Source organism: Leptospira congkakensis, assembly GCF_004770265.1.
In the GTDB taxonomy this organism is placed as follows: domain Bacteria; phylum Spirochaetota; class Leptospiria; order Leptospirales; family Leptospiraceae; genus Leptospira_A; species Leptospira_A congkakensis.
The window spans coordinates 408,875-421,952 of record NZ_RQGQ01000004.1 but is presented as its reverse complement, the minus strand read 5'-3'; the positions used below and the strand labels follow the sequence as shown (position 1 = coordinate 421,952).

Below are 13,078 nucleotides of genomic sequence, written 5' to 3'. Positions count from 1 at the left end.
CAACAGAATCCATACAACAAATCTCTGTATTGTGAGTGAGGATTTAAACGATGCCCAAAAAGCAGTCATTCTGTCCCCTCCTGGCCCCATCTTAGTTGTTGCTGGTGCCGGGACCGGGAAAACAAACACAATTGTACATAAATTGGCATCTCTCGTTCAGGCGGGGATCGATCCGAATTCCCTCCTTCTCCTTACCTTTACCAGAAGGGCTGCAAAAGAAATGATCAACCGTGCGAGTGGACTTCTCGATTCACGGATGTTTTCCATTCAAGGAGGAACCTTTCATTCCTTCTGCCATCAGTTTCTTAGAAAGTATTCCCTAGCCGTTTCCCTTAATTCCAATTTTACAATTTTGGATGAAGATGATACTGTCAGTTTTGTTGGAATGGCAAGAGACCAAGTTGTTTCAAAAGATTCGAAAGTCAGGTTTCCCAAAAAGGAAACACTGGCCGAGATTTTTTCTACCTGTTTCAACTTACAAATTTCTTTGGAGAAAGTAATCCAAAAAGACTATCCAATGTTTCTTGGTCTCACTAGAGAAATTCAAGAAATTAAAACTAAATTTACCGAACTCAAACTCAAACACAATTCCTTAGACTTTGATGATTTGTTAGACTTTACACGAAAGATTTTGATGGAAGAGGAATCCATCCGAGAACGAATCGGATTGCAGTATCAATATATATTGGTAGATGAATACCAAGATACAAATCGTATCCAAGCTCATATTGCTTGTTTACTGGCAAGCAAACACCAGAACATTCTTGTCGTTGGCGATGATGCTCAGTGTATTTATGGATTTAGGGGTGCCAATGTAAACAATATGTTGGATTTTCCAAAAATATTTCCGAATACCAAAACAATTCATCTAACAAAGAATTATCGAAGCACACAGACCATTTTGGATTTGGCAAATGCTGTTTTAGAACAGAGTAAAGAAAACTATAAAAAACAATTGGTTGCCGAAACTAAACAGACTCAAGTCAAAACGATTCCAACAAAAGCACAACATATAAAATTTGAATCTTCCGAAGACGAAGCCAATTGGATCTCTGATCAAATTTTAGAATTGTATGAGAGCGATATCCCTTTATCAAAAATAGCTGTGTTGTTTCGTGCGGGGTTTGTTTCGAATCTTTTAGAAGTCAAACTTACGGCAAAACAAATTCCATTTCGAAAGTTTGGAGGAAAACGATTTTTAGATTTAGCCCATGTCAAGGATATGTTAGCTTACCTAAGAATCATAGACAATCCAAGGGACATTCTTTCTTGGAATCGAGTTCTATTACTTGAAAAAAATATTGGTAAAAAATATGCACAAGTTTTATACAAAAATTTAGAATCAAACAACTTCCAGTATGATACTATAAAAAACTCTTCTACATTCTTTTTAGGAATTCCCGATGCTCCCAAACATTCTTTTCAAAACTTAATCGATATTTTTAAGGCACAATCCCTACATTTAGGAAATAGTATGTCCATAGTGGAAGAGATTCTTTCTTATTATTTTCCTATCTTAGAACAGGAATATGATGATTTTGATAAGAGAAAACAAGATTTGGAGTCCTTTAAAATTCTTACGAAATCTTCTCCTCTTTTGTCTGATTATTTAGCTAACTTAACTTTAGATCCAACGGAAAGGATGGATACAAACCTTCCAGAGAAAGAAGAAGATGAGTTTTTAACACTTTCTACAATTCATTCTGCCAAAGGATTGGAATGGGAATATGTTTTTACTATGCAAGTGGTAGAAGGAAGTTTGCCCAGCTCTCGTGTAAAAACAACCCAAGATTTAGAAGAAGAAAGACGATTGTTTTATGTTGCAATCACTAGAGCCAAACAAGGATTGTTTTTATCATCTCCCGTTTTTTCTGATAAAAATAGATTAACGACCGTGAGTCGGTTTTTAGTTGATTTACCTAATTTAGGTGACTTGGTGGAAGAAGGTTCCCAAAAAACGAAAGAAGAATCGGAAGAATCTCAGAACCCAAAACTTGAAAACGACAGCTTCGGGGACATCCAACGCTACTTTTTGAATTGATTTCCTCAAAACGATCCTTTACGATAGGATTTAGTTTTGGAGGACGTATGAAATTTTCCTTTCGCCTTTTGGTTTGTGGTTTTTTAATTCTAGTTATGGCTTGTGCTTCACAAGACACAAAAGATGCTTCGGATCAAACAAACGCAGATACAAAATCAAATGCACGGAATGCCAACTTGGAAGATCCAGAAAAAGGTGGCAAAAAGTTTGGTTGTATTGAAGGGAATTGTGTCAACGGAATCGGTAAGTATGTTTACGACAATGGGGATATATATACTGGTTCCTTTAAAAATGACCTACGTGAAGGAGCAGGAAATTTCCTTTATTCCGATGGAGAAAAATTCAACGGCACTTATACGGAAGATAAAAAACAAGGTCCCGGCGAGTATAATTTCAAAAACGGAGATAAATACGTAGGAGAATTCCAAAATGGACAAATCAACGGAAAAGGAACTTATAGTTTCAAAGATGGAAAATCTGTTTCCGGTGATTTTACTTCCGATGGTCAAGAAGGGATTGGTGTTCTGACCGATGATGGCAAAGCTAGAAATTGTAAAATCGCAGGAAGAAAACTTCTCTGCGAATAAAGTCCACCTTACAAATGGCAGTTGGGACGTTTTCCTTCTGCCTTCGCTTTCTCCCATAAAACCATTGCATTTGCCATCGCAGAGTTTAAATGTTTCATTCTAGTTGCATCGGATGGATGGGTAGATAAAAGTTCATTTGGTTTCGAACCACCAAGAGCACTCATATTTTTCCAAAGTTCGACACTCATCCTTGGATCAAATCCAGATTTTGCCATTAGTTCGAGTCCAATCAAATCGGCTTCCGATTCATGTTCTCTTGAAAATGGTAATAAAATTCCAAATTTTGCACCCATACCTAAGGCACCGGCAACAGTAGGTTTTCCTAGGCTTTCTAAAATTTTGACAGATCCACCTGTCAATTGGTTTTGGGAAACTCTTTCATTTCCATGACGTGCAATCACATGCCCAATTTCATGTCCTATGACAGCCGCTAGTTGGTCTTTGTTTTTAGCCACAGAAAACATTCCTGTATGAACTCCGATTTTCCCTCCGGGAAGAGCAAATGCATTGGGAGTATTATCTTTGAAAACGACTACTTCCCAAGATTCTACACCCGTTGTATCTGTTGTGACCGCTAGTTGGGCGGAGACAATACACTTTACATAAGAATTTGCAGAGGCACTAGAATCAATTGGCGTTTTTGTTTTTATTTCAGAAAAGGCGTCTTTACCCATTTCATTCATTTCACCATCTTTCACGAGAATGATTTGTCTTCTTCCTGTTGGCGAAGTGCTACAGTGGAGCAAAATAGAAACCACTAAGAAAAGATAAAAATTTCGAATCATGTTTTTTCCTGTTTTGAATAGAATTGATTGATAAAAGGGATAATGTCTTCTGATCCTATGGGTTTAGACAACCAGTAACCTTGGATTTTATCACATTCATAGGATTTGAGAAGTTCAAGTTGTTCTATCTCCTCTACTCCTTCTGCTACCACTGAATAACCAAGATCGTGTGCCATATTGATGATGGATATGAGTAAAAAACTTTCTTTAGAGCCAACTTCCACATTGTTTAAAAAAGATTTATCAATTTTTAAAATGGAAAGTGGTAACTTTTCTAAATAAGACAGAGATGAAAATCCTGTTCCAAAATCATCCAAAGCAACCTTCACTCCAATATCAATTAGGTTGGAAAGAATTGGTACTGTTTCTGATAGGTTTTTCATCGCCAAACTTTCTGTAATTTCAACTTGTAAGGAAGTGTAAGGGATATTTCTGCGATTGTGTAAATCAACAATCCAATGGAATATGTTTTGATCAAAAAATACTTGGGGACTTAGGTTTACCGCAATGGAAATAGGATGGCCTTGTTTTAATTGAACTTCTTCAATGATATCGGCGGCTCTTTCCAAAACAAACTTTGTGATGGGAACAATCAGACCAGAGTCTTCGGCGAGTGGAATGAATTCTCCTGGAGACACCATTCCTCGTTGGGGATGGCGCCAACGCACCAGTGCTTCCCAATGCCCAATTCTATTTTCTTTAATGTCAAGAATCGGTTGGTAATATACAAAAATTTCGTTCTGTGTGAGTGCTTTTTTTAAATCGTTTTGGATTTCCAATTGGAAGTGGATTTTTTCCTGCATGGCTTGGTTAAAAACGGATACCGTACCCACTTTTTGAGATTTGGCATGGAACATTGCGATTTCTGCATTTCGTAAAAGTACTTCTGCTTCTTTCCCGCCAAGTCCAAATCCTGAAACACCCGAGGAAGCTGTTAAATAGATCGCATAACCACCGATAGGAATTGGATCCCCCAACCTTTCTAGTAATCGTAAAACAAAGTTTACTCCTTCATCAACAGAAAGGATATGTGTGAGTAAAATTGCAAAATTATCAGCCCCAAGTCTTGTGATGACGGCATCAGAATCGGAAAATTGTTTGAGTCTTGCCGCAAAAATTTGAAGGACTTTGTCACCAGATTCGTTTCCAAGCGAATGATTGATCCGTTTGAAATTATCGATATTGATACAAAATAGAATCGGGTATCCAGAATTTTTTGTGTTATAAGCAAAGATTTTTTGTTCTATCCTGGCAAGGAATAAGGCTCGGTTTGGCAATCCCGTTAGGTTGTCATAAAACGCATCATGTGTTAATTGTTGTTCTGCGAGTTTTCTATCAGTTATGTCATGATGAATGGCAATGTATTGGAATACAGATTTATCTTGGCCAGTGAAAGGAACGATTGTTGTGTCTGCCCAGTAGTCACTACCGTCCTTTTTGATATTCCTGATTTCTCCTCGCCAAACATTGCCTTTTTGAATGATTTCCCAGATTTTTGTCCAATCTTCTTTGGTTTTGTCTGTAGACTTCATGATTCTATGATTTTGGCCAATGAGTTCAGAAACACTATACCCTGTGACTTTAGAAAAGGCCTCATTGACATAGGTAATGATCCCGTTGGCATCAGTGATGGAGACAATATTGGCCTGATCAAGAGCAAACTTTTGGAGTTGGATTTCTTTTAAGGATTGGTATAAAAAAGTTTCTGTGGTGTTTTTTTCTTTTCTATATACCAGCTCTCTCCTTTCCCTTTCCAGAACTTCTGTTAAGCGGAGAAGGTTTTTGCGATCAATTAAATCATTGACCCCAGACTTCATATAACTTAGGTTTTTTGTGAATTCTTCAGGATCACTGAGTAGAATCACTGGGATATCTAATTTTTTGTCGTTTAGATATTGTAAATATACAGGGATTTCGGAATGAAAAGGTTCCCTTGTGCTACAAATGATAGCATCCCAATCTTCTTCGTGGACGGTAGCCTCCCATGATGGGAAGGATTCAACAACTCTGTAGAGAGGGCTTAGGCCATTGGCCTTCATTTCTCTCACAAGATCAAATACACTATTAGAATCGTTTTCTAGTATTAGAACGCTGATTGGACTGCCCATTGTGTTTGCCGGTGCGGCTTTTCTCTCCCACTAAGAATTCGTATTTTTCCTAAAATCTCAACCTAAAAAAGATTCGAAATTCTTTGGAAATTTCGTCGGATGATTAGCGTGCATCCTAAAACATTCGAAACTTGCTATATAAAAAAAGAATATTTAGAGCATGAGTTACGGAAATTACTCTTGGATATGAGTGATTTGGATTATAGAGGACTCAATGATTATGACAAAGGTGGTTATGATGGTTTTAACCAAGCAATCACCTTGGTTTTAAAAAAGCTTCAAAACTAGGGTTTTTTCTAGTTAAAATGGCTATGAGTTCGAAAGAATCAGTTTCTACAAAAATTCTTTACAAATTTGGCAAGTAAACGAATTGTATACGTGCCAGTAGGAAGTTCAATGAATTTCACAACAAAACAAGTTAAAAATCATACAGTTGTTACTCTAGAGGGTTCCCTCGACATTTATTCTGCGCCTGCACTTAAAAAAGAACTCCATAAAATCATCGATGACGGGGCCGAATCGGTAGCAATTGATATGGTCAATATCAAACTATTGGATTCCTCTGGAATTGCCCTTCTCGCAAACCTCCAAAAGAAACTTAAATCGGAAGAAGGTCAGTTTTTCCTTCTGAATGTAAGCCAAGACGTAATGGTAATTTTGAAATTGTCTAGTTTGGACAAATTTTTTACGATCCTCGGTGGAGAATCGGAACTTCCATAACTTTCTAATTTTTTTTTAGAGCCGGAAGGACTTCACTTCCGCGCGAACTACCGGCTCATCTGCAGATTTTGGCTTTGTCCAATCCCCGCTAGTATTTTGGTTCCATTGGCTAGATTCATACTTTTCGCCTGATCCTGTCACAAGTTTGATTTGTGCCTGTTCTCCAGAAACTTTAACTGAAACCACTAGATCATAGGGTAAATTCAGCCCAAAGGAACCTAGTTGTAGGGTTGCTAAATTTCCTTCGATACGAACTTCATCGCAAACAACTTCCCGCCCATCTCTTAGTTTGACTTTGAGTTTGGATGGAGTTTTGGGAACCGATTTCTTTACGGTTAGGTTTTCCGTATTTGGGCTTTTCTCTATGACCTTTTCGGGAGTGACATCAGGAACCATTGGGATTTTTTCTTCCGATACAACAAGGGCAAGTTTTGTGGTTTCCCCTTTGGATACTTCCAGGGATTCACGAATGTTTTCTTTGATTTGGTTTAGTTCTTTGGTTTCTTCCGCCGAGAGATTGGTTGGGGTTTCTGCTTTTAATACCTTTTCTATGATGACAGGTTTTAATACTAAACTTTTTCCTTCTTCGATATTTTCAGCAGCTTTGGTATCACCTAACTTATTCGCTTCTTCTTTTGAAAAAGCAACTAGGGATTTGTTTTCTTGGTAAAAATTTCCAATTAGTAACAATCGTCTGTTGGCGCGAATCGCCACTTCTTTGTTATCTTTTTGTTTTACGAGTTGGATGTATTCTTTAACTGCACTGGAAGTTTTTCCTAATTCTTCCATGGCGCGTGCTTTGACATAGGATTGGTCTTTTGTAAGAACGGGAATATTTTCTAAGGTTTTTAAAGTTTCTTCGTAATCTCCACTTTGAAAAAGAGAATAAGCCAACTCTTCAGGAGATTTCTTTTTTGTTTTTAGTTCTTCTTTTTTCTTTGCCCCTTCTTCTAAAAAACTAATGAGAAGGCTGGCATTCTCCGCATAATGGCTGCCGGGAAACAAATCAATGGTTTTGGTTAATTTGACAAATGCCTTTTCCCTTTCCCCCATCATCACCAAACAATATCCATGGTGCAGAAGTGTGAATGCCATTTCATCAGATAAGGAAGAAGTAATGGAGTCTTCCAACTCTTGGTATTTTTTAGAAGCAATCGGATATTTTCTTGTCCTTTCCATATAAAAGGCAAACTGTAATCGGATGATTGTATTTTGTTGTTCTTCGAGTTCTAATGCAGGTTTAAAATTTAAAAATCGTACTGAGTTGATGACATAAAGACCAAACTGGTCTAAAGTTGCCATTTTTAAATCTAAACCTTCTGTTTCAGAATTCATAATTCCTGATTCCAAAATATTCACTTTTACCTCAGACATATAATCATCTTTGGAAAGGAACATTTGTTTCAAACGCTCTCGTAAGGTTTTGGACGAGAGTTGGTAATTCATCAGTTGGTCTCTTAGAATTCCAAATCGAAGTTCTTGTAATTTTACACTAACGATGGCTTGCGAAGCCACTGCGAAGAAAAAAAACAGAATGAAAAAAAGAGAAAAGAGGAAAAACTTTCTCATTCCGGCACATCAAGGATAATCATGGTGACATCATCCTTATATTCCTCATGTTTTTCTTCGAGTAGTTCCATTGCCTTTTCTACAATTTCGGAATTAGAAAGATGGATGTTTTCTAGAACGATTTCAGTGAACCTTTCTAATCCAAAAAGTCCTCCTTCTTTGATGGGAGTTTCTACAACTCCATCTGTATAAAGGACAATTTTATCACCAGGAAGGACTGGGAAGGAATCGAGTGAATACTGGATGTCATCGCCCATCCCAAGTGGTGGGCCTGAACTATCGATATAGGTAATTTCTTTTGTAGAAGGACGGACAATAAAAGGAGCGTTGTGACCTGCGTTGACAAACTTAACGACACCCGGTTCCTCAAAAACAACAAATACACCGGTAGCAAAAAAGGATGCTTGTAATCTATTGGCTATGACTTCTCCCAGTTGGTTGATGGCCTGGATGGCAGAATGATTCTCTTTCATGATGGCTTGTAAAGACATTGCCATAACGACCGTTACAAGAGCAGCTGAAACACCGTGTCCGGATGCATCTGCCAAAAAGAACCCATAAAAGTTTTTTTCAGGAACTTGGAAGTATTGGTATAAATCTCCCGAAACTTCCCGCATGGGACGATAGAGTTTTCCAATATTGAATTTTTTAAATTTTTTAACGGATGGTAAAAACAACTCTTGGACTTCTTTACCAATTTGAAGTTCTTGGTTGATTTCTTCGTTAAGCCGCGTAATGGTAGTTACCTTGTTTTGGATTTCTTCCGCCATTAAATTAAATGACTTACCTAAACTATCCAACTCATCGTTACTTTTGAAATTCCAATCCACTCTAGATTGTAAATTTCCGGTAGCCATACCTTTTGAAGCAACTTCCAAGGAACCAACTCGTTTGAAGATAGCACGGTACACTAAAATCGCAAAAATAATATGAAAAACAACTCCCCAAAGAACCGCATAGCCTACTTGGATATAGAGTTGTTTCAATCTGTCTTGGATAGAGGAAATATTAAAATGTGTGAAAAGGAAAACCTCTCTGGAATCAGAAAGTTTGACCGGTAAAAGGAAATCTACGGTAAAATCAGATTCGTTTAAATCTAAACTATAACGAGCCTTAAATAGATTGCCTTCCTTGTCGGAAGACACTTCTTTTGTTTTTTTCAAAACTGCGTCAGTGATTCCTTTTACATCTGGACCTGTTTCAGGTTCCGATAAAATGATTTTTCCATCTGCTTCAAAAATGGAAAAATTCCCAATCTCATATAGTTTTAAAGTTTTTCGAAAGACATCATACGTTTCATCCCTTTCGCCGGAGAGACCAATGGTTTGGATGTCCGCAAGGATGGTATTGGCAAGGTTTTCCGACTGGAACTGGAAGTTTTTGAGAAGTAAGTCCGATTGGTTTTCGAAGATCATCACCGTAAAAAAGATGATATTGAGAAAGGCAAGAAGGGAATAAAAGAGTCCAATCTTAAAGCGTAAGGAATTCGTCGTTTTGGTTTTGCTTTTGTTCACGGCAATTACTAGTATTGTCGATAATTAAGTGATAGAAATCTATCACAAAATTGAGATTTCCCATTGGTTTTAGATACTCACATATCCTTTCTCTCCCGAATCCGGGCCACCCTTCCCCTCATCCTCTTGATTTTTGGTTCATCTTCTGTTATTGCAGATAAGATCCGATTAAAATCAGGGGAAGTACTGAATGGAAAGGTTGTGAATGTGACGGCATCGCATGTGGAATGGCAAGACCAAGGAAAACGTTATAAATTTTTAAATGGGGATGTACTTGGAATCGATGTGGGTTACGACGGACTTCCTGCCTGTGCGGACTACAAAACCTTTGGTGTGGAAGACTGCGATTTGATTCTCACCAAATTGACAAAAACAGCTGCTAGTTTCTCTAAAAAAAGTAGTCCTTTGGAATTAGAAATCATTCCCTTAAAAAAAATCGCAACTTTAAAAATTACTGCCGAGTCTGGATTCCCTATGGAGAGGTACATTGATCCAGGTGCCAAAGGTAAATGGGTTTTTGGTGACAAAGAACTTGTGGGAAATTTCAAAACCTTGGAACGCGGAAGGATCATTATTGAAACAGAAACCAAAAGTTTAGAATCAGTGGACATTTTAGATTTTAAATCTTTTGAAATTCAAAATAGATCTGTGATTGCCAAAGTGATCAAAGAAGAAACTCCCAAAGTCATTCCTGGTTATGCTCCGATCACAGAAAAAAAATATGGAAAAGCGGCTTTTATTTTTACCGGAGCATTACTCTCCGGCTTGGGAATGTTATACGAATACAATGCTTCTGTAAAAGCAATCAACAATGATATGGAGTATATTCCCACTGCTGATGGAAGAGTTTTAATTTTTGCCAATACCTTCAGTACAGATCGTTATGATTTTCATAGACAACGATTTCTTATGTATTCAGTTGTTTTCACATCCATCATAACTTACAGTTTAATTGATAGTTATTATCTAGGAACAATGGACTCGAAAAAAGAAAACGCACATTCCGATGCAAATGGAGTGTATTTAAATCCAATTTTAGATATGAAACCAAACACAAATGTTTTCGGAACTTGGAACCAATTGCAAAAACCGTATGAAAGTTTGTTTTATGGATTTAGTTTTGAATCAAAGTTTTAAAGTTTAATTCACCATTACTTTGCGTAAAAAAAGATTTTTGAAATTTTGTCTGAATCTTAAATAATGCCATTTGATCAGAAACAAAAAAGGAATCCTTTCTAGTTGGCACATCGCGCCGCAATTTCCTTCTTCGTTTTCCTTACACCAAAGAATTGTTCCTGAAAGCCCAACAAAACAATCCAAACCAATCCAAAGATCAAATTTTACTTTTGTATTTTCTGGATACATCTGTGAGGTAGGAAGATAAAACATATTGGCTTGGATATGAAAGATAGCGGAGTTTTCTTCCGAACCATTTGTATGTAAATCAACTGAACTAAAAAGAGGAACCGCGAGCATCCGATCTCGAAAGAAATAAGGATTTAAAACACCAGCAAAGAAAAACATGAGAGAAAGTATCAATGGATACATAAAAAAAAGTGCAAAATAATTCTGAACAGCTAGGTCTGGGAATTTTTGTGAAATTAGATTTGGTGACTCATATAAAAAATAAACAGAAAGAACACTTGGAACTAAAAAGAAAATCGTTAAGATGGAATGGCGAAGATTTGGGTATTGTAAAAGTTTGATTCCATCTGTAGATATATGTTTTTGAATGTTTTGAATCCAACCCTCATGTCTGTTATGACGACTCAAAATTTCATATTGTTCCATATTCATATTCATCAAATTCAAAATATGCCCAGGCACTAGAATTCGTGACTTTGCTATGATCAGTTCCAATAAAAAGAAAAGAGAAAGGATACAAATCGGAAGGACTACTAACAAATTCAACTCTTGGGAAAGGGAAAGATTATAAAATCCATGTATCCCAACACAAACTAAAAAACCAAAAGTAATTTTTCCCCATTTGAAAATGGGATTTTTGTGAAACAAAAACATCATCAGATAAGCACCGATAATTCCACCATTCATCATATGGATGGGTAATACAGTGATGGAACGAAGCACTTGAGACCAGAGTCCTGTATTGATAAAATACAAAATATTTTCTACAAATCCAAATCCTCCACCTAACACGAGTCCGTAAAAAATTCCATCCGTAACTGTAAACTCATCTTGATTCTTTCTAAAAAATAAATAGATCCCTAATAGTTTGGCAAATTCCTCAACAAATGAAGATAGAAAAAAAGCATTCCAGGCAGGACTACCGTCAGGAATCCATTGGAGTAAAAAAGCTTGTAAACCAATGGCAACACCAGCGCTAAAAAAAGAAAAGGCGAAGGCCGTGTATTGCAAAAAGGATTCGGTATATCTGTAAAAATGAAACCGGTAAAAGGAATAATAGAAACCTAAGGTTAAAAAATTGATGAGAAAAATGACCAAGCTGGATAGCGAAATTTGATTGATCATTTGGTATGATTAACGGCTATAAAACCTTGAAAATCAATGAGAATTGGTGACGATTTGTCAATTAAGTCAGGCTTTTTACTGCTTTTCGCAAACCCTCAATCGTGAGAGGAAACATGGAGACAACGTCTTCGATGGCTTCGATAGTCGGAGCTCCCCAAAAATGTTTAGGTTCGGGATTTAACCAAACTGATTCAGGAAAGTATCCGACTAGTTCTTTGAGAGATTCGAGTCCACTTTTTGCCTTTCTTTCTTTTTCGTTGGGGTTGGACCGATTGTAAGCATAAGGATTATAGGGGGTTCCCATAAGTTCATAGGGTGCCATATAAGCATCACCGACAAATATCAGTTTTGTGTTCTTTCGAAATTTTTCCTCAAATTGTTTTAGAGAAATTCTGGTTTGAAATTCATGATCCGCATATAGATATTCGTGGAAGATATTGTGAAAAAAATAATTATGAACTTCTTTGAAATGGTAGAGACCGCGACTGGCACTAAATAGTTTACTCACTCTATCGGAATGAGGGGTCATACTCCCACCAATATCCATGATGAGAACAAGGCGAAGGGAGTTTTTGCGTTCTCTTTCTTCTACGAGTTCGATTTCACCTCCATTCTCACAAGTCCGGTTTATGGTTTTGTCTACATGGAGTTCCCTTCTTCCTTCCTTTTTTAAAAACCGAAGTTCTTTTAAAGCAAGTTGGATGGATCTTGTATCGAGAATTTGGTCTTCACGGTACGCTTTGTACTTTCTTTCGTTCCAAAGACTTACCCCTGATCGACTCCCTTCTCCTTCTGTATTCCCACCAATAGAAATTCCATTCGGATTGAAACCTGAATTCCCAAAGGGAGAAGTTCCCGATGTTCCGACCCATTTGTTCCCTCCGTCATGGCGTTCTTTTTGTTCGGCCAAACGTTTTTTCAATTCTTCTATTACTTCTTCCATACTCAAATGGGGAGCATTGGCTTTTTCAGAATCGCTTAAGTGTTTAGGGATGTTTTCCTCTAACCATTGGAAAAGGGTGTCTCTAAATTGGATTCGTTCTTCTTTCCAACTTCCAAATGTTCTTGTGAAGGCAATATCATAACTATCATAAAATTTTAGATCTTTAGCAAAGTTTAAGCGACCTACACGGTACAACTGATCCAAATTCATATACCCGGAAGGGTCCGTGAGTTTTCTTACACTGGCTAAGAAGGCAATGAGTTCACCCGTAGAACAGGGAACAGTTTCTCGGCGTAGATTGTAAAAAAAATCTAAAAACAT

At 37.2% G+C, this 13,078-nt stretch carries 11 protein-coding genes; 5 read left to right on the top strand and 6 right to left on the bottom strand.

Annotated elements, in window-relative coordinates; genetic code table 11:
• Positions 1-31 precede the first annotated feature (31 nt).
• Together EHQ70_RS02985 and EHQ70_RS02980 are read left to right on the top strand one after the other, a co-directional pair.
• Positions 32-2,041, top strand: a complete 2,010-nt coding sequence (locus tag EHQ70_RS02985; protein ID WP_135583456.1) for an ATP-dependent helicase — start codon at positions 32-34, stop codon at positions 2,039-2,041.
• A gap of 47 nt (positions 2,042-2,088) precedes the next feature.
• Complete coding sequence (locus tag EHQ70_RS02980; RefSeq protein WP_135583455.1) at positions 2,089-2,628, top strand: MORN repeat-containing protein; 540 nt, start codon at positions 2,089-2,091, stop codon at positions 2,626-2,628.
• Positions 2,629-2,636: 8 nt separating this feature from the next.
• On the opposite strand, the gene EHQ70_RS02975 is transcribed toward EHQ70_RS02980, so the two are convergent.
• Both EHQ70_RS02975 and EHQ70_RS02970 read right to left on the bottom strand, forming a co-directional pair.
• Complete coding sequence (locus tag EHQ70_RS02975) at positions 2,637-3,413, bottom strand: M48 family metallopeptidase (RefSeq protein WP_135583454.1); 777 nt, start codon at positions 3,411-3,413, stop codon at positions 2,637-2,639.
• A complete protein-coding gene (locus EHQ70_RS02970; RefSeq protein WP_135583453.1) occupies positions 3,410-5,521 on the bottom strand; it encodes an EAL domain-containing protein in 2,112 nt (703 codons plus the stop codon). Before EHQ70_RS02970 ends, EHQ70_RS02975 begins: the two co-directional genes overlap by 4 nt.
• A 99-nt stretch (positions 5,522-5,620) precedes the next feature.
• Between EHQ70_RS02970 and EHQ70_RS02965 the strand changes: the two genes are divergently transcribed.
• Positions 5,621-5,809 (top strand): hypothetical protein, encoded by a 189-nt coding sequence (locus EHQ70_RS02965; protein ID WP_425270005.1) that lies wholly within the window; start codon positions 5,621-5,623, stop codon positions 5,807-5,809.
• A 108-nt stretch (positions 5,810-5,917) separates the two neighbouring features.
• Positions 5,918-6,241 (top strand): STAS domain-containing protein, encoded by a 324-nt coding sequence (locus EHQ70_RS02960; RefSeq protein ID WP_002974097.1) that lies wholly within the window; start codon positions 5,918-5,920, stop codon positions 6,239-6,241.
• 15 nt (positions 6,242-6,256) lie between these two features.
• Here the strand turns inward: EHQ70_RS02960 and EHQ70_RS02955 are convergent, their stop codons facing one another.
• Positions 6,257-7,810 (bottom strand): tetratricopeptide repeat protein, encoded by a 1,554-nt coding sequence (locus EHQ70_RS02955; RefSeq protein WP_135583451.1) that lies wholly within the window; start codon positions 7,808-7,810, stop codon positions 6,257-6,259.
• The gene (locus EHQ70_RS02950; protein ID WP_135583450.1) at positions 7,807-9,324 is read right to left on the bottom strand and encodes a SpoIIE family protein phosphatase; all 1,518 of its coding nucleotides are present in this window, start codon (positions 9,322-9,324) and stop codon (positions 7,807-7,809) included. The genes EHQ70_RS02955 and EHQ70_RS02950 overlap by 4 nt, the downstream gene beginning before the upstream one ends.
• Positions 9,325-9,387: 63 nt before the next feature.
• Here EHQ70_RS02950 and EHQ70_RS02945 point away from each other — a divergent pair, with 63 nt between their 5' ends.
• A complete protein-coding gene (locus EHQ70_RS02945) occupies positions 9,388-10,461 on the top strand; it encodes an LB_137 family protein (RefSeq protein ID WP_425270004.1) in 1,074 nt (357 codons plus the stop codon).
• A gap of 3 nt (positions 10,462-10,464) precedes the next feature.
• Here EHQ70_RS02945 and EHQ70_RS02940 read toward each other — a convergent pair whose 3' ends face one another.
• Positions 10,465-11,814, bottom strand: a complete 1,350-nt coding sequence (locus EHQ70_RS02940; protein WP_135583449.1) for a PrsW family intramembrane metalloprotease — start codon at positions 11,812-11,814, stop codon at positions 10,465-10,467.
• 61 nt (positions 11,815-11,875) lie between these two features.
• On the bottom strand, positions 11,876-13,078 hold the full coding sequence (locus tag EHQ70_RS02935; protein ID WP_135583448.1) for a VWA domain-containing protein: 1,203 nt from the start codon (positions 13,076-13,078) through the stop codon (positions 11,876-11,878).